Below are 22,283 nucleotides of genomic sequence, written 5' to 3'. Positions count from 1 at the left end.
GCCATCGGTCCGCTCGAACGGGTGTCCCGGCCCGTTGCGGGCCCTCGAACAGTCTCCGAACCGGGCGCGAATCGGTAGGGGCTGGAATGGGACCACGCCGTGCCGACCTGGAGCCACATGTTCTCGATCGCTCCGGAGAAAGGTTCGGCGGAGTGGGGCACCGGACCTGTACCTGCTGCCATCTCGATTGTCTGGCCACCGTCCGTCGGATCGCGGTTGGTCGCAGGCGACAGCGTACGTTCCGCGGCCTCAGAGCGGAAGGGTAGGCAACCCCCGAAGAAGGGCAGCCCGAGGTTCGGGGATCGAGGCCGAAGAGCTCGAGGAGGACGCACCCGCAACGGACGAACCCTGCCCGGCGTCGCCGCGGGGCAGGGTTCGGACGTCTTCAGTTGTGGAGCTAAGGGGAGTCGAACCCCTGACCTCGTCGATGCGAACGACGCGCTCTACCAGCTGAGCTATAGCCCCGTATGCAGTTCTGCCGCTCCGCAACACCCGGTAGGCGCCGCAGACGACCACACCAGGATATAACCGTAGACCCACTCACAGAAATCCCGGCCGCTCAGGTGACACCACCACGGACACTGCCGCCGCCGTCGTCGCTGGTCAGCTCCACACCATGGATCTGTCACACCGCAGCCCCGCTCCACCGAACCCGCACAGCGTGAGCGCCACCACTGCTGAGCGCGCCGTGATCCCCGATACTGGAGTCATGACCACCTCCACCGCACCCTCCCCTGCCGTCGTCGCCGAGCCCGCCTTCGGGCTGCTGCTGGATGTGGATGGTCCCATCGCCTCCCCGGTCTCCCGCACCGTGGCGATCGCCTCCATCGCCCAGGATCTGGCCGACATGGCGAACCAGGGCATCCCGGTCATCTTCAACACCGGCCGGTCCGACGACTTCATCGCCCAGCAGGTGGTCCCACCCCTGCGCGAGGCCGGGCTCCGGCACGGCACGCCCGTCTTCACCATCAGCGAGAAGGGCGCGGTGTGGGCCGAGGTCACCCCGGAGGGCCTGGGCGAGATCCACATCGACGAGGAGCTGCGGCTGCCCACCGCCCTGGGCGATGAGGTCCGCGACATGGTGGTCGAGCGGTTCAGCGGGCACATGTTCTTCGACGAGACCAAGCGAGCGATGATCTCCGTGGAACAGCGGACCGACGTCGACAATGACGACTACCTGGCGGTCCAGCCGGACTTCGACGCCGCCATCCCGCTCCTGCTGGACAAGCACGACGTCGACCAGGTGCGCATCGATCCGACCATCATCTCCACAGATGTGGAGCACGAACGCCTCGGCAAGGACCTGGGTGCGGCCCGCGCCCTCGAACTGCTCAGCGCTCGCGGCATCACCCCGCAGTCCTGGTTCACCATGGGCGATTCCCGCACCGACTACGCGATGGCATCCTGGCTGCATGAGCGCGGCCACCAAGTCAGCCACGTGGACGTCCGCCCGGCAGACGGTGTCCCCGAGACCGCCCACCCGGTGCTGACCTCGGACACCGGCGCCATCCATGACGACGCCGGCGCCGAGTTCCTCAGCCGCTGGGCCCGTTCGCTGGGCTGAGGTCAGAGAGCCGCGGGTTCAATCCAGGACGTTCGTACGCGGCCTGGCTCGGAGCTGCACTAACTCGACCTCAGCGAAGGCCTAGTCATCCACATCCCCGCCATGCAGGTCACGTATAGGGCACCCGTGACCAGGGAGGCGAGCAGCACCCAAGGGTCATACGAAGTGAACAGCGTGACGACGAGAAACATCAGAACTACCGTCGACACGACCAGGCCGACCAGCCAGGCCACGAATGTCCGGTCTGCTCGTGTCAATTGAAGTACCCCCTGACCGTAAGTTCGGTGGCAGATCCAACGATAGTCACAATCCCTCCGATGCGCGCTGCGCAGATCTTTGCCGACGGCGCCGCAGATCACTCGTCCCCGCTCACTCCCTCACCGATGGTTCCCGCCTGTCCACTTCCTGGCGGGACCGTCGGCGCAGATGCGCCTGCCAGAGCACGTCCCCGATCACAAACGCCACCAGGCTCACCCCCAGCACCGGCAGGAACCAGGCGACCAGCGCCGCCGACCCCACGGTGAGGAGCACACCCCACCAGGGAGCCCGCCTCAGCGCCCCGGGAGCAGGCGCCGGGCCCATGGCCCGCCCGCCATGCCGGGGTCGTCGCTGCCACCACATCACGTAGCCCCAGATCACCATCAGCGCCAGCCCCGTGGAGAGCCCGAACAGCAGGGCCTGATTCGCCAGTCCGAACAGCGTGCCCATGTGCAGCCAGATGCCCCACTGGGCCAGCTGCGCCATGAACGGATAGTCCTCGAATCGCAGCACATCGGTGGCGCTCACCGAATCGGGGTCCACCGCCACGGAGAACACCTCCGGAGCCGGGGCACGCATGCTCACGTCCTGGATGGTCCAGGCCTGGTCCGCCTCGCTGGGCAGGATGATCTCCAGCCGGGTCGAGGTGAACCCGGCATCCCGTCCTGCCTGCAGCACCTCGTCGATCGCGGCAGGGTCGACGTCGGTCTCATCCGATGCACCGTGATCGCCGCCATGGTGCTCATGCCCCGCATGTTCGTCCTCGGCGTGGGCCGCGTCGCCGAGGTCCGTCTGCACCGAGGGGGTCTCCCAGCTCAGTGCCTGACGCAGGTCCGTCACGTTCGACCCCCCATAGGTGGACCAGGTGATACCGGTCGCGGCCAGGAAGAGCCCACCCGCCGCGATCCAGATCCCCAGCGCTGCGTGCCAGGAGCGCGTCCGACGGTACCCGCGCTCCCCACCCTGGGGAACCAGCAGTCCCCGGGCCGAACGGCGTGAGGCTCGCAGCCGACTCCACCGCACCGCCCAGAGGCTCACCCCGGCGAGCACGACGACGCCGAGCCAGGAGGCCGCGAGCTCGCTGTACAGCCGACCCCAGTCACCCAGGAACATGTGCCGATGCGCCTGAGCGATGTCCGTGCGCAGTGGCAACGAGCCGCTGGTGCCATAGACCTGGTCCTGCCCCAGAACCTCGGCGGTGCCCGGGTCCACGAACACCGCCAGCAGCTCTGATCCGTGGATCTGGGCCTCCTCATCCAGGGTGAACATCACGCGAGTGGTGTCGCCGGGCTCCGGGGCTGGCCGCACCACCGTCGGGACCACATCGCCGCCCACCGACTGCACAGCGGCCTCCACCTGATCCGCCAGCGGCAGGGCGGTCTCGGACGACGGCGCCTCCAGCAGGTCCGCATAGAGGGCCCGTTCCAGCTGAGGGGAGAAGGCGTACAGCGCTCCGGTCGCCGCGGCGACCAGGATGAAAGGGCCGACCAGCACTCCGGCGTAGAAATGGAGGCGGCGCAGCATGGCTGGCAGCCAGCCGCGCGTCGCACCGACCGGAGGACGCGCCGTCTCCGGGTTCTCAGTCGTCAATGTCATGTCTGTCTCCAGGAAGAACGTCGATCGGGTCAGTCAGAGCTGTGGCCGCCTCGTGACAGGGGCTTCTCAGGGCACGGCGAATGAACGCGACGGTGAGCGGGGACCGCTCGATCAGCCGGTGCCCGAGCTGGGCCACCGGCTGGACGTCCGGTTCATCACGCGCATGCGCCCTGGCCAGGCGGGCTCACAGGCAGGTGCTGCCATCTGGAGGCGCACCATGAACGTGTCAGGCAGTCAGAGCCGGCGGACCGCGCAGGGTCCGTGAGCTGCGGCCCGACCACTGATCCGCCAGCCGCGGACGATCGAAGGTGAGCGGCATGCGCCGCACCGTTCTGACCGGGACGAGAGGTGCGACGACGACCAGCAGGAGCACCCGCGCGACGTCCAGCAGCTCTCGCAGCGAGGTCATCAGGATCTCGCCTCGGCGCAGGAGCGCATAGGTGATCACGGCCGCCAGCAGATGAGCGGCAGCCATCGACGCATCCGGCATCACCGAGACGTGCGTGCCGTGAGGGCTGGCCTGCAGCTCCCCGGCGGCCAGGAGAGTGAGGTCTCCGCGGTCTCCAGGGTGGGCACCGGCGAGGCCTCCCCCGGAAGCGGCGCCGGTGCTGAGGCTGGTCCCGGGACCGGAGTGGGCGGGGAACAGTGCGTACAGGCCATGCAGCACTGCTTGGCTCAGCAGCACGGCCGTCGCCAGGCGCACCCGGCTGTGCCGCACTGACGTCAGAGCGACGCCGAGCGGAGTGCTCACCGCCAGCGCGAGGAGGACCACCACCCAATGCGGGGCATGATGCCCGGCGGCCACATGGGCCAGGCCGGCTCCGCCCACTGAGATCAGGGAGGCCCCTGAGCCGCGGGCGAGGCGGGTCAGCGGCGGCAGTGGGCGCGCAGAGAGCCGATGGGCTCCCGTACCTCTCACCGCATGCACCACCAGCGCCTCCCCGTCGACGTGATCAATGCCATGACATCACATAGGTCAGGTTCCTGGGAAGTATGACTGCTGGTTGCGTCGTCAGGACTCTCGTCATGACAGACCTGCACCGGATCAGGTGCTACGCCCCGCCGAGCTCCCGCAGCTCAGCGAGCAGCGCGAACACCCGTTCGTCCATCGCCACCTGCGTCATCACCACACAGATCCTGCCATCGGGCTCCACGAAGGAATCGGTGCCGAGTCCGCCGGACCAGCCGAACCGGCCACGATGTGGACCGTGTGTCACCACGGATACGCCATAGCCCCACCCCGCACTGTCCCAGAATCCGGGGAAGAAGCTGTCCGGGGCTTTCGCCGCCGGATGGACCTGGTCGCGACAGAGCTCATCTCTGAAGTCAGGGCTGATCAATCGACCATCCCGCAGTGCGCTGAGGAACGCGTGATAGTCCGCAAGCGTCGAGACCAGCTCGGAGTGGCTGACGTCGAACGGCGTCGGGGCGACGTAGAAGCCCGCACCGGCTGGCTCGCACTGCTCGAAGCCCTCAGCACCGCGCTGGAACACGGCCGGCAGACGATGCGCCTGATCGCGCGGCACCGTGAATTCGGTGTCCGTCATACCTGCCGGCGTGAACACCGTCTCAGCGAGCACGTCATAGGTGCTGCCGTGCCCGAGGCGGCCCAGCAGGATGCCCAGCAGACCGAAGGAGTGATGGTAGCGCCACCCGTCGCCGGGGTCGAAGGCCAGCGGCAGAGATGCCAGTGCGTCGAGCCACTCCTGAGCACTGAGAGCGACCGGCTCGGAGCCCGCTTCGACCCCCGCCTCGATCATCGCCTGCTTCAGGGGCGAATCGGTGGTCATCATGCCGTAACCGGACTGGTTCGTCAGCAGGTGGCGCACGGTGATGGGCCCCCGGGCAGGCTGTGCATCCTCCAGCGGGGCATCGGGATGGGGAAGCACGCGCGGCTCGGCCAGCTCCGGCAACCAGGTCGCGACCGCATCATCGAGCGCGATCACACCCTCCTGCACGAGCCTCAGGGTCGCCACAGCGGTGATGGGCTTCGTCATCGATTGGATGCGAAAGATCGCGTCCACTTCCAGAGGAGCCCCATCAGGCGCGTCGAGACCGACGCTGAACGGCTCATACTGTGCTCCGAAGGTGCCGACGGCTCCGGGCATCGTCCCGGCCTCGACGTGACGGGCGAGGAGCTCGTGCAGTGCGTTGGACACAGGGACCCTTTCGTCAGAAGGCGTCGGCTCTGCCCATGCTAGCGGGGGCCACCGCGCTGACGTCGGCACGCGCGTGGCTGCCCGCCCGCGGACGTGACGGCGTCGAGCCTCGCCGCGCCGCCGTCGCGCTACCCCACCTGCGCGTGCTGGAGGATCCAGGCGTGCATCGCTATTCCAGCGGCAGTGCCGGCGTTGATGGACCGGGTGGAGCCGAACTGCGCGATCGACAGCGTCGCCTCGGCGGCCTGTCGCATCTCCTCACTCAGCCCCGGCCCCTCCTGGCCGAAGACCATCACGCACTCCCGCGGCAGGGTGTAGGTCTCCAGCGGCACTGACTCCGGAAAGAGGTCCACTCCCAGCACCGGCAGCCTTTCCTCATGGGCCCAGGCGGTGAACTCCTCCACGGATGGGTGGTGGCGGACGTGCTGGTACCGGTCGGTGACCATCGCGCCCCGCCGGTTCCAGCGGCGCCGCCCGATGATGTGTACCTCAGCCGCCAGGAAGGCGTTGGCGGTGCGCACCACGGTGCCGATGTTGAAATCGTGCTGCCAGTTCTCGATGGCCACGTGGAAACCGTGGCGGCGAGTGTCCAGATCGGCGACGATCGCCTCATGGCGCCAGTAGCGGTACCGGTCCACCACATTGCGTCGGTCGCCTTCGCGCAGCAGCTCCGGGTCCCAGAGGTCGCCCTCGGGCCAGGGTCCCGTCCAGGGTCCGACGCCGACCTCCCGCTCCGAGGGGGAAAAGGTCTCGTCCTGCTGGGCACCACGCGCTGACTCCATGCGCTCGAGGCTACCGGAGCACCTCCCTCGCCCCCGAGCTGAGGCGTAGGCTCGGAGCCATGGTCGACAGCACGGACACCCCGCCCTCGACGGACCCCGCCCCCTCCACCTCCAACCCCCTGGAGCAGCTCAGCCTGGAAGCCCTGCGCGGCCGGCGCAGCGCCAAATGGCGAGCTTTCGGCGACGAGGTCCTCCCCCTCTGGGTCGCCGAGATGGACGTCCCGCTCGCCGAGCCGATCGCAGAGGCCCTGCACGGAGCCATCGCCCGTGGAGACACGGGATACCCCTCCGGGCGCGCCTACGCGGAGGCGCTGGCCGGCTTCGCGGAACAACGCTGGGGCTGGACGGTCGACGTCGCGCACACCAGCACGGCCCCGGATGTGATGCGCGGAGCCACCGAAGCGCTGAAACTGGTCACCGAGCCCGACGACCCCGTCGTCGTCGCCTCCCCGGTCTATCCCCCGTTCTTCCAGTACCCGAGCAACGCGGGACGCCGCGTGGTGCAGGTGCCTTTGGCGCCGTCCGGACGGTTGGACCTCGCAGCACTGGAGGAGACCTTCGCCTCGGTCTCGCGGAGCTCACGCACCCCGGCGTTCCTGCTGGCGAATCCGCACAACCCGACCGGGGCGGTGCACACCCGCACCGAGCTGGAGCAGCTCGCCGTGCTCTCAGACCGGCACGGAGTGCGGGTGATCGCCGATGAGATCCACGCCCCGCTGGTGCTGGGCCCCGCCGATCCGACGCACGACGGCGGCTCCCATACCGGGAGCGCCACCTTCACCCCGTACCTGACCGTGGATCCACGCGGGATCAGCCTGATGTCCGCCTCGAAGGGCTGGAACCTGGCCGGTCTGAAGGCTGCGGTGATGATCGCCGGGGAGGACGCCGTCGAGGATCTCCGCAGACTTCCCAGGATCGTCGCGCACGGGCCCAGCCACGTGGGCGTGCTCGCGCACACCGCCGCGTTCGAGGCAGGCGAACCATGGCTGGATGCACTGCTGGAAGGTCTGCGGGCGAATCGCGAGCTGCTCGGCAGACTGCTGGACGAGCACCTGCCCCAGGTGCGCTGGACCGCCCCACAGGGCACCTACCTGGCATGGCTGAACTTCCGGGGGACCGGGCTGCCTGGCCTTGCCGAGGACGTCCCCCGCCCCGGGGAGGAGACGCCGCTCTCCGGACCCGCGCAGTTCATGCTCACCCACGCCGGCGTCGCGCTGACCGGCGGGGCCGCGTTCGGCGACGGTGGCGAGGGTCACGCGCGCCTGAACATGGCCACCTCGCAGGCGATCCTGACAGAGGCAGTGGAGCGGATGGGACGGGCTGCCCGCGGCTGACCTGCGCGCAGCTCGCCCTGCCCCGCACTCATCCATTGGTCGATTCGAAGCGATTTCGGCGCTCGACAGCCCCCGACATCGCTTCGAATCGACCTCCAGATGGCCGCATCCCCGCTCACCGACCGGTCAGCCGCCGGTTCACCACCATCCGGATCTGCTCCACCGCGCGGTGGAAGTCGTCACGATGGTCCTCCACGTGGAACCGCAGGACGTCCCAGCCTCGGGAGAGGAAGGCGTTGTCCCGGTGCTGGTCGGCCCGGTGCCGTTCTGGCGTGTAGTGCACCCCGCCGTCGTACTGGATGGCGATCATCAGCTCGGGGTATCCGAGGTCCGCGCACGGAGACCACCGGTCTGTGGGGTCGGCCGGCACCTGCAGGGCCGGCTCCGGAAGCCCTGCTTCCAGGATGGCCAGCCGCAGCCGCGTCTCCTGGACGGAGTCAGCGCCCACACGGACCTGCTCCAGGGCGCGCAGACTTCGACGGCGGCCCGGGACACCACGCGCATCATCGAGCAGGTCACGCAGCTCCTGCACGTTGGCGTGCGGCTCGTCGCGCGTCTCATAGCGACGATACGGCCGGCGGACCAGGTGATCGCCGAGCATGACGAGCTGCCGGTCGGTGCACTGCGGCGCCAGGTCCAGCCACGTTCGGGCCGGGGAGCTCATCCGAATGCCCGGCCCCTGCAGGATGTCCCGCGGCCGGGCGCGGACGCGATGACCCAGCACGCCCCGGCGCCGCATCCGCACCGGCCCGGGGGCGGAGAGGTGCAGCTGCGGGTCGCCCTCGAGATGCCCCGGGAGCCAGAGGTCCTGCAGCGTCGCCGCAGTCGTATGGGAGAGCCATGCCTGAGACGCGTCCTGCAGCAGCGCCTGCCCGGTCAGCCGCAGCCGCGCCTCGGGGCTGAGCCGCTCCGCCAGCTCTCGGTGCGCATACACGCCGGCGCCGAGGGGGGCGACGTCGCGATGCTGCAGACGACTGCGCGGCAGGCCGAAGGAGGCCGCCGTCGCGGTGGTGAAGGCCCGGCTGCGGAGTTCACGAGGGATGGATGCCACCCCGTCAGTGTGCCCAGATCAGCGTCGCTCCGCTGTCGTTCTCCACAGGTTTGCATCCATCGGTCAATTCGGAGCGATTTTGGCGCTCTCTACGCCCCGAGATCCCTTCGAATCGACCTTTCGACGCAGCAGGTCCTATCCCTCCGACTCCAGCTTCCCTGCCAGGCGCTCACGCATCGCGGCGGACGCGTCGTTGAGCCCGAAGACCTCCACCGTCTTGCCGTACTGCTCGTACTTCGCGGTCACCGAGTCCAGGGCGGCGATCGTGGAGGCGTCCCACAGGTGGGACTGGCTCATGTCGATCCGTACCCGCACGGGGTCCTCCACATAGGAGAACTGGTAGTAGAGGTCGTTGGAGGAGGCGAAGAAGAGCTCGCCGTCCACCACGTAGGTGGCCACCGCGTCCTCGCCCTCGCCGTCCACATGGCGGTGCACCGTGACGAAGTGCGCCACCCGGCGGGCGAAGAGCACCATGGCCATCAGCACGCCGGCACCCACGCCCAGGGCGAGGTTGTGGGTCCACACGGTGATCACCACGGTCACCAGCATCACGGTGGTCTCGGACTTCGGCATGGCCTTCAGCGTGGAGGGGCGGATGCTGTGCCAGTCGAAGGTCGCCCAGGACACGAAGATCATCACTGCCACCAGCGCGGCCATCGGGATGGTCGCGACGACGTCGCCCAGGGCCACGACCAGGATCAGCAGGAAGACGCCGGCCAGGAACGTGGAGATCCGGGTGCGCGCCTGGGAGGCCTTCACGTTGATCATGGTCTGGCCGATCATCGCGCAGCCGCCCATGCCGCCGAAGAACCCGCTCACCAAGTTGGCCACACCCTGACCCCAGCCCTCGCGGGTCTTGTCCGAGTGGGTGTCCGTGATGTCATCCACCAGCTTGGCGGTCATCAGCGACTCCAGCAGCCCCACGAAGGCCATCGCCAGCGCGAAGGGGAAGATGATCTGCAGGGTCTCGACGGTGAGGGGCACATCCGGGATGAACAGCTGCGGCAGGCTGTCCGGGAGGTCTCCCTTGTCTCCGACGGTCGGCACGTTCCAGGAGAACGCGACCGCCAGGACGGTCAGCACGACGATGGCCACCAGCGGGGCCGGCACCACGGTGGTGACCTTCGGCAGCCCGAAGACGATGAGCAGGCCGAGGATCGTCAGCGGGTAGACCAGCCAGGGCACCCCCAGCAGCTCGGGGACCTGGGAGCTGAAGATGAGGATCGCCAGCGCATTCACGAAGCCGATCATCACCGACCGGGGGATGAACCGCATGAGCTTGGCGACGCCGACCAGCGAGAGTCCCACCTGCAGGACGCCGGCGAGGATGACGGTGGCGATGAAGTACTCCATGCCGTGCTCGGCCACCACCGGGGCGATCACCAGCGCGACGGCCCCCGTGGCCGCGGAGATCATGGCCGGGCGTCCGCCCAGGAAGGCGATGGTCACTGCCATGGTGAAGGAGGCGAAGAGTCCGACGCGCGGGTCCACCCCGGCGATGATGGAGAAGGCGATGGCCTCCGGGATGAGCGCCAGGGCGACGACGAGCCCGGCGAGCACCTCGGTCTTGAGCAGCCGCGGCGAGCGCAGCGTCCGCCAGACCGACTGGCGCTCCTCCGGGGAGAGCGAGCCGGCGGTGTGAGACATAGACTGAGTCACCGAAAGTCCCTTCACGTGGTGATCTGCGAGTGAGTCCGCAGCGGAGTGATCCGCCTGCCGGAGCACGATGAGGGCGCACCGCTGACGCGCGGGCGCACCGAATCATGGCCCACCACCGCGGGGGCCACACACGACACTACCCTGACGCCACGTGAGGGTTGGGCCGGAAGACGGACGGAGACGACATCCGATGAATGATCACAGCACCCCGCACGAAAAAGCTTCCAGCCCTACAGAAAAGACCACCATGCACATCGGAGAATTGGCCGAGAGAACCGGGCTCTCGCATCGCACCATCCGCCATTACGACGACGTCGGCCTCCTGCCGGCGACCCGCACCGAAGGCGGCTTCCGGGTCTACACGGTCACCGACTGCGAGCGCCTGCTGGCGATCCGCTCCCTCAAGCCCATGGGTTACTCCCTCGAAGAGATCACCCACGTGCTGGAGGCGATCGACGCCGTCACCGCCTCACCCGAGGACGCCGCGGCACGCGAGGGTCTCGCCGCGCTCCAGGAGGAGCTGACCGCCCGCCGGGAGAAGCTGGCGCGGAATCTCCGCCAGGCCGATGAGCTCCTGGAGTCCCTGCGCGACATCTGAGGGATTCCTGCCAGCCTTTCCCTCGCATATCGGCCTGCTCCTCGAACCGGCGTCGACAGCCTGTCCAGCCCTCGCGAGCGGAGAGCTCGCGGCGAGCGCTTACCTGCCGAGGTGAGGAACATCACAGGAATCAGAGGGCGTTGAGCGCGTTGAGGAGCAGCAGCACTCCGGCGATCCCCACGACCCAGGAGACCATCCCGGCGGCGTGACGGCTCAGCCACGCATCCAGCCGCTCCAGCGGCCGCTGCACAGCCCGGCGCGCCAGGACCCGCCCGGCCAGCAGCACCAGGGCGGGGAGGATCATCACCAGGCAGTAGAAGCCGATCATCGCCGTCGACGCCGGCCATTCAGGCCCGGCCGCGGCGACCAGACCAATGCCGGCGAGATAGGGCAGCACGGTCCCGATCTCCAGCAGCACCGCCAGCAGCGCCAGGCCCATGAGTGCCGCGACCCCGGCCGGTCGCGCCGCGGTCCTCGCCCCAGGAACCGCGCCGGCCGAGGACGCGCCCGGTCCGCCGTCTGCGGCCCGGGTCTGCACACTCGCCTCCACCCTGTCCCCCGACCCCCTGTCGCCGGGCCCTGCAGTCTCGGTGCCGAGCACCCGAGCCCTCCACCGAGTCACACGCCCCGTGGAGCCGCGCTGCGCCTCACGACGCGCCTTCCGCTCCTTCCCGGCCTTCGTCATCGGGTCGAGATGGAAGCTGTAGGCCAGCAGTCCTGCGCCGAGCAGCGCCTGCCCGAGGAGGAACGCCCGGGTGTCCCGCACCTCGGCGAACCAGTCCACGAGCCCTTCGCCGAAGAACGTCAGACTGGCCAGCAGCACCAGCCCGATGGCCGCGTAGCCGGCGGCGACCGTGCCCAGATAGGCCAGCACCCGGCCACCACGCAGCCGCCCGGGGGCCATGAGCAGCCAGACTGGGATCAGCAGGGTCCCGAACGTGGTGGAGTCGATCAGCGCGAGCACCGCCAGGATCCCCCACAGCGCCCCGGGCCCACCGGCCTCCAACCCTGCGGTGAGCTGATCCACGGACTGCACCCCCGTGGCCAGGGTCATCGTGATCGTCATGCTCCGCATCCTGCCCTCCGGCCGGGCTCCCCGCATCGGGCGAAAGTCTGATCTTGGCCCGCAGTGCGGCCCCGCCGTCTCCCTCGTCGGGGGGAGGCAGGCCGCGTCGGGCTGTGGTGGGATGTCATCATGGACCACGCTTCTGGCACCGTGCCGCCGCGTCGCCCGCGGCGGGAGACGCTGCAGAACCTGCTGGTGGGGCGAGAGCACCTGCAGACCTGGATGACGCTGCTGATCGCGCTGGTGCTGCTGGTCGCGCAGTGGACCGACCTGCTGCCCACCCCCTGGCTCGGCGCGCTGGGCCTGACCCCGCCCGGCTGGTGGCATCTGATCCCCCTGGCGGTGATCGCCGTCGCGATGCTGGTCAAGCGCACCCGCCCGCTGACCGCTCTGCTCATCGGTGGAGCCTGCGTGACGGCGGATCTGGCCATCGGCGGCAGCGCCGGCATCTGGTTCTGCCTGATGGATCTGATCTACTACTTGGGGCTGCGCGGAGACCGGCACATCCTGGCCTGGCTGACCGGTGTCTTCACCGCCGTGGTGGTCACCGCCGCGGCCGCGCTGCTGCTCCTCGAGGCGGACCTCCGGAACGTGATCTCCGTGGTGCTGCTGCTCGGCAGCGTCCTGCTGCTGCCGCTCTGGTGGTCCGTGGAGGTCCGCCGCGGCTACCCGCTGGGCCCGATGGACGTGGAGCGTGACCGCCTGGACGCTGAGCGGCACGCGGTCCTGGTGCGCCTCCACGAGCTGGACCGGCGTCGCGCGGTGACGGCCGAACGCCAACGGATGGCCCGGGAGCTCCATGACGTGATCTCCTCCCACGTCTCGGCGATCGCCCTGCATTCCGGAGCAGCGCTGACGGCCGCCCCGGATTCGCCCCGCGACCGCCGGACCCTGGAGGAGGTGCGCCGCACCAGCGTCACCGCACTGGAGGACCTGCGCGCCATGGTGAGCCTGCTGCGCGGACAGGAAGGAGCCGCCGACGACGGCGCCGCCCCGTGGGGCGAGCGCGGCGGAGCAGGTGGCCCGGCCGAGGAGCTGCTGGTGCCGCCCTCGGTGGAGGAGGTGCTGGCCTCGGCGGCACGCCACGGCCTGAGTCTGGAGGTGAGCGGTCACGCCCCGCGGGCGGGCGCTGAATCCGGGGAGGCGACGGGCCGCTCCGTGTGCGGCGTGGTGGCCCGAGTCCTGCAGGAGGCGCTGACCAACGCCGCCACCCATGGGGATGGCACCGCCCGGGTGGACTTCTCCCGTTCGGCCACACATCTGCGCCTGCAGGTGATCAACGGGCTGCGGAGGGCCGACCAGGACCCCGACCGGGGCCCCGGCCAGGGGCCGACCCAGGGCCTCGGCGGCAGGAGACCGCCCTCGTCGACCACGCTGTGTGCGCTGGCCACCGGCACCGGACTGATCTCCATGCAGGAGCGGGTCGTCCAGGCCGGCGGCACGCTGCACTCCGCCCGCGACGGGGATCAGTGGGTGCTGACCGCGGAGCTGCCGCATGTGGAAGGAGGAGATGATGGGCAGCGTTGAGCCGACTCGGCCGCTCCGGGTGGTCCTCGCCGATGACCATGCCAGCATCCGTGCAGGCCTGCGCCTGCTGCTGGACACCGCAGACGACATCGAGGTGATCGGCGAGGCCGCCGACGGTGCCGCAGCGGTGCGGCAGGTGCAGGCGCTGCGGCCGGATGTGGTGATCATGGACGCCCGCATGCCGGGCACCGATGGGATCAGCGCCACCCGGCAGATCGTGGGCGCCGGAGCCTGCGAGGTGCTGATGCTGACCACCTTCGACCTGGACGAGGTCGTCTTCGGAGCGCTGCGTGCCGGGGCGGCGGGGTTCCTGCTGAAGTCCGCCGAGCCACGCGAGCTGCTGGAGGCGATCCGCCGGGTGGGCGCCGGGGACGGCGTCGTCGCCCCTGAGGTGACACGCAAGCTGCTGCGCGCCTTCGCCGACACAGGAGATGACTCCAGAGGTGACCCACGAGGTGACGGCGGCGCTGGCGGACACGGCCTGACAGGACCGAGCGCCGGCCCCGGGCGCGCGACACTGCCGGCCCCTGGTTCACGGCCCCTGGCGGAGGTGCTCACCCCGCGTGAGATCGACGTCCTGGGGGCGCTGGGCCGGGGACTGTCGAACGCGCAGATCGCCGAAGAGCTGGTGATCAGCCTGGCGACCGTGAAGACGCACGTCTCCAGCGTGCTCGCGAAGCTGCATCTGAACTCCCGGATGCAGGCGGCGATCCTCGCCCGGGAGGCCGGCCTGGCCCAGTGAGCGCCCTCGGCTCATCGGGCCGCTCCCGTTCAGGCCCCGCCACACCCGTTCACACCGCACCCGTTCACACCCCGGCGCGGCCGTGCTGCACCCCGGTGGGGACGCCGATCATCACCGGCTCCAGCTCCTCCACGGGGGCCGAGGCCGAGCAGACTCCGGTCTCCGGCAGCACGAGGTCCCGTGCGGCGGCGTCCGCACCGGCCAGGTGGGCGGCGATGGAACGCACCTGCTCATAGCCGGTGGCGAGCAGGAATGTGGGCGCCCGCCCATAGGACTTCATGCCCACCAGGAAGAACCCGTCCTCGGGCTGAGCGAGCACGTCAGCCCCGTGCGCCGGGACTGTGCCGCAAGAGTGGATCTCGGGATCGATCAGCGGCGCGAGCCGGACCGGAGCCTCCACGGCGGGGTCGAGCTCCAGGCGCAGTTCGCGCAGCATCTCCAGCTCAGGACGAAAGCCGGTGGCGGTGACCAGGGAGTCCACGAGGAGCCTCCGCCGCGAGCCCTCCTCCCCCAGTTCGACGACGACGCCGGCCCTCTCCGCCGCTGCAGCTCCCTGAGCGGTTGCCCGCAGCGCATGCATGGGCGAACCCACGTGCAGCTGGATCACGCCGCTCTCCACGGCGCGCTGGAGCCGGGTGCCGAGCATCCCGCGGGCGGGCAGCCCGTCGGCGTCGCGCCCGCCGTAGGTGCGGCTCGGGTCCTGCCCCCGGATGGCCCAGTGGACCTCGGTGCCGGGCGTCTCCCGGGCGAGCTGGGCGAGGTCGAGCAGCGTGTTGGTCGCACTGTGACCGGCCCCGACGACCAGAGTGCGTTGCCCGGCGAAGCGCTCTCGCTCCGTGCCGAGCACATCGGGCAGCGACCCGGTCAGATGCGGGATCACCGCGGGGTCCTGCTCGCCGAGGGCCGGCAGCCCGGCGGCTCCAGCGGGGTTCGGGGCGCCCCAGGTGCCCGAGGCGTCGATCACGGCGCGGGCCCGGATCTCCACGAGCCGCGGCCCCTCGTCGGTCTGCTCCTGCGCCCTGAGGAGGAACGGCGAGCCCTCCCTGCCGCGGGCGTGGGTCTTGTCGCGGGTGCCGCGGGTTACCGCCAGCACCCGAGCTCGGGTGCGCAGACGATCGCGGATCCCCGGAACCTGGGCCAACGGCTGCAGATAGTCCTGAACGAGCTCTCGGCCCCAGGGCAGGGCGGTGGGTCGGGGCGGCGCCCAGTCGGCGGCCTCGAGCAGTCGGGTGCAGGCGGCGTCGAGGTCATAGCGCCAGGGGGAGAACAGCCGGGTGTGGCCCCATTGCCGGATCGCGGCACCGACGTCGTCACCGGCCTCCAGGATCAGCGGCTCGAGGCCGTGCTCCAGCAGATGGGCTGCGGCGGCGAGCCCCACGGGGCCGGCGCCGATGACCACGATCGGAAGGGCGGGGTCGGAGTGGACTGAGGTGCTGGCTGACATGTGAACTCCCCTGTCGGCAGGTGCTCTTCTCTGAGGTGCTCGTCGTCGGGAGAGCCGAAACCCTGGACGCATAGACGAACTTCGATACGTGAGACTCTAGATCCATCCATCGAAATCCGTCAATACGTGAGCTACGATGAGTCCATGAGCACCACCACACCGGCCGATGCCGCGTGCTGCCTTCCCACCTTCCAGGGCCCGCTGACCTCCGAGGAGGCGGAGCCGCTGGCCGCCGTCTTCAAAGCCGTCGCGGATCCGGTGCGGCTGCGGCTGCTCTCGATCATCGAACACACCGAGAACGGCGAGGCCTGCGTCTGCGACCTCACAGAACCGCTCGACCTCTCCCAGCCCACCGTCTCCCACCACCTGAAGATCCTCGTGGACGCGGGGCTGCTCACCCGCACCAAGCGTGGCCGCTGGGCCTACTACGCGGTCCAGCGTCCCGCCCTCGACGAGTTCGGCGCCCTTCTTCGCCGCCAGCGGGCGGCAGCCGCGTGAGCCCGGTGCAGGTGCGTCCTGCCGCAGCGCGGGATCTTCCGGCGTGCGGAGCGACCCTCAGGCAGCGCCAGCTCTGACGCTTCGACGCCTCCCGGAACTCAGCTCAGCGAGTCAGCCAGCGCTCGCACCAGCTTCGCGACGGCGGCGGCCCCGGCATCCGGGGAGCCCTGCGTCGCAGAGTCCGGCACATAGGCGGCGCGACCGGCCCGGGCGATGAGGGCCGCCGTCGCCTCGGCCCCGGACTCGGCGGCTTCGGCCACCCGGGCAGGGACGACGGCGCCGTCACCCTCGGCGAGCGCCCGCTGCGCGGGGATCAGCGCATCGAGCATGGTGCGGTCGCCCTCGGCGGCGCCGCCGTGGTGCTGCACCGCCTCGATGCCGGACTGCAGGGCAGAGGACCAGTCGGAGCGGGCCTCACCCTCTGCACCGTCGAGTGCCCGCCCTGCCGCCGTGGAGAGGATGGCCAGCAGCACCCCGGAGGACCCGCCCATCGCGGTCTCCAGGGTGCGGGCGATCCTGCGCATCGCGGCCGCGGGGTCTGCGAAGCCCAGCTGTCCGGACTCCACCAGCTCCCGCACCGCCCGTGCTCCGGCGGCGAAGGTGGTGCCGGCGTCGGCGTCCCCTGCGGCGCGGTCCAGGTCGTCGAGCTCCGTCTGCGCGGACTCCAGGGCACGGCAGGCGGCGACCACCGCGTCCTCCAGCCCGCCGTCCGCGGTGCGCTCCAGCGCCTCGGCGCTGTCGGGGACCACCGGCAGGGCACCGGTCGCGGTACCTGCTCCCTCCACCGACTGCGGGGCCTGCGGTCGGCTCGGCGGCACCCAGCCCGGTGCCGACGTCGGCGCGTCCAGCGCGGCGATGAGCTCCTCGCTGGCCGGCGCCAGCGTCACGGAGAAACCGTGCATGTCCAGGGAGGTCATCAGCCGGGCGGGGCCGATGAACCGCGTGACGGTGTCCCGGCCGAGCCGGTCCAGCAGCTCGTGGGTCAGCACCAGGCCCTCCTGCGGGGAGCAGCCGCCGAGGTCGTTGAGCATGGCGACCACACCGGCCTGGCCGGCACCACGGATGACCTCGTCGGCGTCCAGGGCGTCGAGGACCTGCTGCACGGCCCCGGCGGCGCCGTCGACGACGACCTCCCGCGCTCCCGGCTCGTTGTGGATCCCCAGGCCCAGCTCAGCACCCCGGCTGGACGGCACGTCCTCGCCAGGAAGGTTCGCGGGAGTCTTCGCCAGGCCGATGGTGCGCAGACTCTCCGCCGTGCGCTGGGCGGCGTCGGCGACTTCCGACAACGGCGCCCCGGAGGCCGCCAGATGCCCGGCCACCTTGTGCACCAGCACGGTGCCGGCCAGTCCGCGGGGCTGATCGAGGTCCGGCAGGGCGACGTCGTCGGCCACCAGCACGGTGCGCACATCCAGGCCCTCTTCGCGGGCGCGCTCGGCGGCCAGCCCGAAGTTCAGCCGGTCGCCGGTGTAGTTCTTGATGATCAGCAGGCAGCCGGCTGTCCCGGTGACCGCGCGGATCGCCTCCAGCACCGCACTGACCGGCGGGGAGGCGAAGAGCGAGCCGGGCACCGCGGCGGTGAGCATCCCCTCGCCGAGGAACCCGGCGTGGGCGGGCTCATGCCCGGAGCCGCCGCCGCTGATCACCGCGACCCCGGCCTGCGGGTCATGCCCGCGGCGGACGAGCACGGCGGTGCCGTCCGAGGTGTCGAGCCGATCCACGGCGGCAGTGGACAGCAGGCCGGAGAGCATGTCCGGCACCAGCTGCGCGCGAGAGTTATAGAAGGCCACGGTCTTCCTCCATCCAGAGTGGTCCGTCAGTGCTTCACCCACCCGCGGGTCCGGGACCCGGGGCCGCCACCGGCGGACTGTGGCCCGGTCGCCGTCGGGAGAAGGTCAGTCGAGTCCGAGGTCGGACTTGGAAAAGGCGTAGAGGTAGGGCACCCCGGCGGTGTCCTCGATGTGCTCGCGGGCACCGGTGTCCCGGTCCACGATGACCGCCACAGCCTGCACCAGGCCCCCGGCGTTGCGCACCGCCTCCACCGCGGTGAGCGCGGAGCCTCCGGTGGTGGAGGTGTCCTCGAGCACCACGACCTTGCGACCCTCCACCCCGGGCCCCTCCACCTGGCGGCCCATGCCGTAGGACTTCTGCTGCTTGCGGACCACGTAGGAGTCCACGGCGCGGCCCTGATCGTGGGCGGCGTGCATGATGGCCGAGCCCACCGGGTCGGCACCCATGGTGAGGCCGCCAGCGGCCACATAGTCGATGCCGGCGTCGTCGAGCAGGCGCATCATGACCCGGCCCACCAGGCGGGAGGCCTCGTGGTGGAGGGTGACGCGGCGAAGATCGATGTAGTAGTCGGCCTCTGTGCCGGAGGACAGGGTCACTTTTCCGCGGACGACGGCGAGCTCGCTGATGAGCTGCTTCAGCCGCCGGCGCTCGGCGCTGGGAGTGGAGACATCCATGCTGCTGCCGGTGGTGGTCGAGATCATGGGGCCATCCTACTGGTGACGCGCCCGCCCAGCCCCGCGTCTCGGCTGAAAGAATGGAGTCCATGGACCTCATCAACCTCTTCATGCTCGCGGCCCCCTTGGTGATGCTGGTAGCCATCGGCGGGGTGCGAGTGGGAACGAGGTTGGGACTGCCTGCGCTGCTGCTGTTCCTGCTGGTCGGGATCATCCTGGGCGAATCGGGCTTCGGCTTCGAATTCGACGACGCCGTCATCGCCCAGGGGCTCGGCTACGCGGCGCTGACACTGATCCTCGCCGAGGGCGGGCTCAGCACGAAATGGGAGGACATCCGCCCCACCATCGGCCTGGCCGCCGTGCTGGCCACGGTCGGCGTGCTCGTCACCATCGGGCTGATGACGGTCATCGGGCACTATGCGTTGGGGCTGCCGCTGATCCTGGCGCTGCTCTTCGGCGCGGTCAACGCCGGCACGGACGCCGCTGCGGTGTTCTCCGTACTCCGCGGGATCCCGCTGCCCGCCAGGGTCCGTTCCACTCTGGAGGGCGAGTCCGGACTCAACGACGCTCCGACCGTGCTGATCGTCGCAGCCGCCACCGCCGCCGCCGTCGGCGAACCGCAGCCCGGCGGCATCCCTGGGGTGGCGGTGCTGATCATGGCCCAGCTGGTCGGCGGCATCATGCTGGGCATCGCACTGGGTGCGCTGGGAGTCTTCGTGCTCCGTCGGTTCGCGCTCCCGGCCGCCGGCCTCTACCCGATCGCCGCCTTGGCCTGGGCCGTGCTGGCCTACGGCGTGGCCACCCAGATCAGCGTCTCCGGATTCGCCGCCGTCTACATCTGTGCGATGTTCCTGGGCAACGGGCGGCTGCCTCACCGGCACGCGACCCAGGCCTTCGCCGAGGGCACCGGCTGGCTGGCACAGATCGGGCTGTTCGTCATGCTCGGCATGCTCGCCAGTCCCAGCAGGATCACCTGGGACATCATCCTGCTGGGGCTGGTGGCGGGGCTGTTCCTGACCTTCGTGGTACGTCCGGTGGCCGTGGTGCTCTGCGCCGTGTGGTTCCGCATCCCCTGGCGGGAGCAGGCGTTCCTCTCCTGGGCGGGGCTGCGCGGCGCGGTCCCCATCATCCTCGCCACCGTGCCCATGGCCGCGCATCTGGACGATGCGGACAGGCTTTTCGACGTCGTGCTGGTGTTCGTGATCGCCTACACCGCCATCCAGGCACCGTCCCTGCCCTGGGTGGCGAGGAAGCTCGGGCTGGTGGACGACGGGGAGACCACGGCAGTGATCTTCGAACCGGCCCCGATGGACGAGCAGCGCGCCGACCTGTTCAAGGTCAAGCTGACCGGAGCGTCCCACCTCGCCGGGACCACGCTGGAGCTGCTGGATCTGCCGGACAACGCCGACATCTCTCTGGTGATCCGGGAGGACACCGTCTTCGTCCCCGACGGTGCGACGGTGCTGCAAGCCCACGACGAGCTTCTCGTCGTCGCCCCGGCGGACCACAGGGAGGCCGTGGAGTCCTGCTTCCACCGGCACCTGGGCGGACCCGAGCACGGCGACGGTCGCTGACAGTCATCGATCGCTGCGCTGCCGCACGATCTGTGCCAGCACGGCGAGGAGCGGCAGCTCGATCAGCGCCCCGATGACCAGGGCGAGCGCGATCAGCGGCCGGTCCGGGAAAGCGCCCACGGCGATCCCCAGGGCCAGCGGCGAGTTCCTGGCCACGGTGACCATGGTCAGGGTGACGCGCTGGCCCCCCGGCAGGCGCAGCGCCAGGCCGACTCCGGTGGCGAGCAGGGGCAGCAGCACGAACCAGATCGCCAGTGGTGGCAGGAGCAGCAGCAGCTCTGCGCCGCTGTGGGTGATCGTGTCAGCCTGCCAGGCGAACATGGCGAGCACCGCCAGGCACAGCAGCGGGATCTGCAGCCGGGAGGCCCAGACGTCGAGATGCTCTTCGCGCCACCGGCGCCCCCTGCTCCGCTCTGCGCCCCAGCGCAGACCGCATCCCAGTGTCAGGGGAATGACCAGGACGATCAGCACGGCTCCCACGAGGGCCGCAGGCTCGACGGCGGCCGCGTCCCCGCCCAGCAGGAGCACGTAGACCGGGAGCAGAAGCACCTGCAGGATGAGGTTGACGGGCAGCAGCGCGACGGCGATGCCGGTATGACCTCGGGCCATCGCGGTGAAGACCAGATACCAGTCGGTGCAGGGGGTCACCAGAAGGAGCAGCAGCCCGATGCGCAGGTCCGGCTGATCCCCGAGCAGCCCTGCACCGAGCCCCCAGGCCAGCGCCGGCGTGAAGAGGTAGTTCAGCACGAGGCTCGCGGCGACCGTCGACCGTGCCCGGCGAACCTCACCGACATGTCCGAGGTCGATCTGGGAGAAGACCGCGGTCAGCATCACCAGCAGTGCGGGCAGCACGACCTGCTCACCCAGGTGCCCGAACTCCGTGACGGTGCCCAGCGCAAGGCCCAGCAGTGCCGCGCCGGCCACCAGCAGGCCCTGGAAGCGTTCAGCCCTGGTCATATGCCCCCTCTCAACACCCTCGGCGGCCCCGGCGGCCTGGCCCTTGTCCCGGGGCACAACCCTAATCTGCGCCCATGACACCGCCGAGGCCGCGTCCTGAGCACGTCATATGCGCGTGACACCGGGATCGGTAGACTCGCCAGTATGCGTGAGCTGCAGAGTTCGATCATCGAAGAGATGGGCGTCAGCCCGGAGATCGACCCCGTGGAGGAGGTCGAACGCCGGGTGGCGTTCCTCGCAGAGTATCTTCGCACCACCGGTGCGCGCTCCCTGGTGCTGGGCATCTCCGGCGGGGTGGACTCCACCCTGGCCGGCAAGCTGGCCCAGCTGGCGGCGGAGAGGCTGCGGTCCCAGGGGCATGAGGCGCGGTTCCACGCCGTCCGGCTCCCTCACGGGGTGCAGCATGACGAGGACGACGCCGCCCTGGCGGTGGACTTCATCGGCCCGGACCACGTGCACACCGTGAACATCGCCCAGGCGGTCGCCGGGTTGGATGCCGCCTACTCGGAGGCGCTGGGTCAGCCCATGGCCGACTACCACCGCGGCAACGTCAAGGCCCGCATCCGGATGACCGCCCAGTACGCGATCGCTGGGGAGCACGCCGGGCTGGTGGTCGGCACCGATCACGCCGCGGAGTCCATCACCGGCTTCTTCACCAAGCACGGGGACGGCGGTGCGGACGTCCTGCCGCTGTTCACACTGAACAAGCGCCAGGTCCGGCAGCTGCTGCGGCATCTGGGCGCCGATGAGCTCCTGTGGTCCAAGGCGCCCACCGCCGACCTGCTCGACGACAGCCCGGGGCAGTTGGACGAGGCCGAACTGGGCATGAGCTACGCAGACATCGACGACTACCTGGAGGGCCGCGAGGTCCCCGCGGACGCCGCCGAGCAGATCGAGCGTCGCTACCTGGCGACTCGCCACAAGCGCACAGTGCCGGTGACCATCCAGGACTCCTGGTGGAAGGGCTGAGGGTCGCCGGCCGCACCCGCCTTGCGTCAGCGTCGGCTGATAG

19 protein-coding genes and 1 tRNA gene are annotated in these 22,283 nt (G+C 70.2%); 8 read left to right on the top strand and 12 right to left on the bottom strand.

The features are described from left to right. Positions 1–392 precede the first annotated feature (392 nt). Positions 393–465: transfer RNA gene (locus HNR09_RS08750), tRNA-Ala, on the bottom strand. Between the two features lie 244 nt (positions 466–709). Between HNR09_RS08750 and HNR09_RS08745 the strand changes: the two genes are divergently transcribed. Then, positions 710–1,564: a Cof-type HAD-IIB family hydrolase gene (locus HNR09_RS08745; RefSeq protein WP_179541678.1), complete on the top strand. Its 855-nt coding sequence runs from the start codon at positions 710–712 to the stop codon at positions 1,562–1,564. Between the two features lie 369 nt (positions 1,565–1,933). Here HNR09_RS08745 and HNR09_RS08740 read toward each other — a convergent pair whose 3' ends face one another. From HNR09_RS08740 to HNR09_RS08725, 4 genes are all read right to left on the bottom strand, one after another. Continuing rightward, positions 1,934–3,418, bottom strand: coding sequence for a PepSY-associated TM helix domain-containing protein (locus HNR09_RS08740; RefSeq protein ID WP_179541677.1), 1,485 nt, complete (start codon positions 3,416–3,418; stop codon positions 1,934–1,936). 226 nt (positions 3,419–3,644) lie between these two features. Beyond that, positions 3,645–4,337, bottom strand: a complete 693-nt coding sequence (locus tag HNR09_RS08735; RefSeq protein WP_179541676.1) for a hypothetical protein — start codon at positions 4,335–4,337, stop codon at positions 3,645–3,647. 133 nt (positions 4,338–4,470) lie between these two features. Further along, on the bottom strand, positions 4,471–5,577 hold the full coding sequence (locus HNR09_RS08730; RefSeq protein ID WP_343047499.1) for a serine hydrolase domain-containing protein: 1,107 nt from the start codon (positions 5,575–5,577) through the stop codon (positions 4,471–4,473). 128 nt (positions 5,578–5,705) lie between these two features. Further along, positions 5,706–6,359 (bottom strand): TrmH family RNA methyltransferase, encoded by a 654-nt coding sequence (locus tag HNR09_RS08725; RefSeq protein ID WP_179541675.1) that lies wholly within the window; start codon positions 6,357–6,359, stop codon positions 5,706–5,708. 59 nt (positions 6,360–6,418) lie between these two features. Between HNR09_RS08725 and HNR09_RS08720 the strand changes: the two genes are divergently transcribed. Further along, complete coding sequence (locus HNR09_RS08720) at positions 6,419–7,693, top strand: MalY/PatB family protein (protein WP_179541674.1); 1,275 nt, start codon at positions 6,419–6,421, stop codon at positions 7,691–7,693. A gap of 115 nt (positions 7,694–7,808) precedes the next feature. On the opposite strand, the gene HNR09_RS16490 is transcribed toward HNR09_RS08720, so the two are convergent. Both HNR09_RS16490 and HNR09_RS08710 read right to left on the bottom strand, forming a co-directional pair. Next, positions 7,809–8,744 carry a DUF559 domain-containing protein gene (locus tag HNR09_RS16490; protein ID WP_179541673.1) on the bottom strand — a complete coding sequence of 312 codons (936 nt, stop codon included), beginning with the start codon at positions 8,742–8,744 and terminating at the stop codon, positions 7,809–7,811. Positions 8,745–8,879: 135 nt separating this feature from the next. Continuing rightward, complete coding sequence (locus HNR09_RS08710) at positions 8,880–10,391, bottom strand: SulP family inorganic anion transporter (protein ID WP_179541672.1); 1,512 nt, start codon at positions 10,389–10,391, stop codon at positions 8,880–8,882. 259 nt (positions 10,392–10,650) lie between these two features. Between HNR09_RS08710 and HNR09_RS08705 the strand changes: the two genes are divergently transcribed. Next, positions 10,651–11,001, top strand: a complete 351-nt coding sequence (locus HNR09_RS08705; protein WP_179541671.1) for a MerR family transcriptional regulator — start codon at positions 10,651–10,653, stop codon at positions 10,999–11,001. Positions 11,002–11,131: 130 nt separating this feature from the next. Here HNR09_RS08705 and HNR09_RS08700 read toward each other — a convergent pair whose 3' ends face one another. Continuing rightward, positions 11,132–12,067 (bottom strand): GAP family protein, encoded by a 936-nt coding sequence (locus tag HNR09_RS08700; protein ID WP_246348768.1) that lies wholly within the window; start codon positions 12,065–12,067, stop codon positions 11,132–11,134. Positions 12,068–12,196: 129 nt separating this feature from the next. Here HNR09_RS08700 and HNR09_RS08695 point away from each other — a divergent pair, with 129 nt between their 5' ends. Both HNR09_RS08695 and HNR09_RS08690 read left to right on the top strand, forming a co-directional pair. Then, positions 12,197–13,594 (top strand): sensor histidine kinase, encoded by a 1,398-nt coding sequence (locus HNR09_RS08695; protein ID WP_179541670.1) that lies wholly within the window; start codon positions 12,197–12,199, stop codon positions 13,592–13,594. After that, a complete protein-coding gene (locus tag HNR09_RS08690) occupies positions 13,578–14,336 on the top strand; it encodes a response regulator (RefSeq protein WP_179541669.1) in 759 nt (252 codons plus the stop codon). The genes HNR09_RS08695 and HNR09_RS08690 overlap by 17 nt, the downstream gene beginning before the upstream one ends. Positions 14,337–14,400: 64 nt before the next feature. Here the strand turns inward: HNR09_RS08690 and HNR09_RS08685 are convergent, their stop codons facing one another. Further along, positions 14,401–15,780, bottom strand: coding sequence for an FAD-dependent oxidoreductase (locus HNR09_RS08685; RefSeq protein WP_179541668.1), 1,380 nt, complete (start codon positions 15,778–15,780; stop codon positions 14,401–14,403). Between the two features lie 144 nt (positions 15,781–15,924). On the opposite strand from HNR09_RS08685, the gene HNR09_RS08680 reads away from it, so the two are divergent. Further along, positions 15,925–16,278 carry an ArsR/SmtB family transcription factor gene (locus tag HNR09_RS08680; RefSeq protein WP_179541667.1) on the top strand — a complete coding sequence of 118 codons (354 nt, stop codon included), beginning with the start codon at positions 15,925–15,927 and terminating at the stop codon, positions 16,276–16,278. 98 nt (positions 16,279–16,376) lie between these two features. Here the strand turns inward: HNR09_RS08680 and HNR09_RS08675 are convergent, their stop codons facing one another. Together HNR09_RS08675 and pyrE are read right to left on the bottom strand one after the other, a co-directional pair. Beyond that, positions 16,377–18,065: a dihydroxyacetone kinase subunit DhaK gene (locus tag HNR09_RS08675; protein WP_218881906.1), complete on the bottom strand. Its 1,689-nt coding sequence runs from the start codon at positions 18,063–18,065 to the stop codon at positions 16,377–16,379. A 105-nt stretch (positions 18,066–18,170) separates the two neighbouring features. Continuing rightward, positions 18,171–18,767, bottom strand: coding sequence for an orotate phosphoribosyltransferase (pyrE, locus tag HNR09_RS08670; RefSeq protein ID WP_179541666.1), 597 nt, complete (start codon positions 18,765–18,767; stop codon positions 18,171–18,173). Positions 18,768–18,829: 62 nt separating this feature from the next. Between pyrE and HNR09_RS08665 the strand changes: the two genes are divergently transcribed. Further along, positions 18,830–20,314, top strand: coding sequence for a potassium/proton antiporter (locus tag HNR09_RS08665; protein WP_179541665.1), 1,485 nt, complete (start codon positions 18,830–18,832; stop codon positions 20,312–20,314). Between the two features lie 3 nt (positions 20,315–20,317). Here HNR09_RS08665 and HNR09_RS08660 read toward each other — a convergent pair whose 3' ends face one another. After that, positions 20,318–21,271 carry an arsenic resistance protein gene (locus HNR09_RS08660; RefSeq protein ID WP_179541664.1) on the bottom strand — a complete coding sequence of 318 codons (954 nt, stop codon included), beginning with the start codon at positions 21,269–21,271 and terminating at the stop codon, positions 20,318–20,320. A 144-nt stretch (positions 21,272–21,415) separates the two neighbouring features. Here HNR09_RS08660 and nadE point away from each other — a divergent pair, with 144 nt between their 5' ends. Then, positions 21,416–22,240: an ammonia-dependent NAD(+) synthetase gene (nadE, locus tag HNR09_RS08655; protein WP_179541663.1), complete on the top strand. Its 825-nt coding sequence runs from the start codon at positions 21,416–21,418 to the stop codon at positions 22,238–22,240. Positions 22,241–22,283: the final 43 nt, after the last annotated feature.

The organism is Nesterenkonia xinjiangensis, from assembly GCF_013410745.1.
Lineage (GTDB): Bacteria > Actinomycetota > Actinomycetes > Actinomycetales > Micrococcaceae > Nesterenkonia > Nesterenkonia xinjiangensis.
The sequence above is the reverse complement of the archived record's forward strand: the minus strand, read 5'-3'. Positions and strand labels throughout refer to the sequence as shown.

Coding starts and splice junctions, on each gene's coding strand:
- HNR09_RS08745 (WP_179541678.1), top strand. CDS start 710: ATGACCACCTCCACCGCACCCTCCCCTGCCGTCGTCGCCGAGCCCGCC.
- HNR09_RS08740 (WP_179541677.1), bottom strand. CDS start 3,418: ATGACATTGACGACTGAGAACCCGGAGACGGCGCGTCCTCCGGTCGGT.
- HNR09_RS08725 (WP_179541675.1), bottom strand. CDS start 6,359: ATGGAGTCAGCGCGTGGTGCCCAGCAGGACGAGACCTTTTCCCCCTCG.
- HNR09_RS08720 (WP_179541674.1), top strand. CDS start 6,419: ATGGTCGACAGCACGGACACCCCGCCCTCGACGGACCCCGCCCCCTCC.
- HNR09_RS08710 (WP_179541672.1), bottom strand. CDS start 10,391: ATGTCTCACACCGCCGGCTCGCTCTCCCCGGAGGAGCGCCAGTCGGTC.
- HNR09_RS08705 (WP_179541671.1), top strand. CDS start 10,651: ATGCACATCGGAGAATTGGCCGAGAGAACCGGGCTCTCGCATCGCACC.
- HNR09_RS08700 (WP_246348768.1), bottom strand. CDS start 12,067: ATGACGATCACGATGACCCTGGCCACGGGGGTGCAGTCCGTGGATCAG.
- HNR09_RS08695 (WP_179541670.1), top strand. CDS start 12,197: ATGGACCACGCTTCTGGCACCGTGCCGCCGCGTCGCCCGCGGCGGGAG.
- HNR09_RS08690 (WP_179541669.1), top strand. CDS start 13,578: ATGATGGGCAGCGTTGAGCCGACTCGGCCGCTCCGGGTGGTCCTCGCC.
- HNR09_RS08685 (WP_179541668.1), bottom strand. CDS start 15,780: ATGTCAGCCAGCACCTCAGTCCACTCCGACCCCGCCCTTCCGATCGTG.
- HNR09_RS08680 (WP_179541667.1), top strand. CDS start 15,925: ATGAGCACCACCACACCGGCCGATGCCGCGTGCTGCCTTCCCACCTTC.
- pyrE (WP_179541666.1), bottom strand. CDS start 18,767: ATGATCTCGACCACCACCGGCAGCAGCATGGATGTCTCCACTCCCAGC.
- HNR09_RS08665 (WP_179541665.1), top strand. CDS start 18,830: ATGGACCTCATCAACCTCTTCATGCTCGCGGCCCCCTTGGTGATGCTG.
- HNR09_RS08660 (WP_179541664.1), bottom strand. CDS start 21,271: ATGACCAGGGCTGAACGCTTCCAGGGCCTGCTGGTGGCCGGCGCGGCA.
- nadE (WP_179541663.1), top strand. CDS start 21,416: ATGCGTGAGCTGCAGAGTTCGATCATCGAAGAGATGGGCGTCAGCCCG.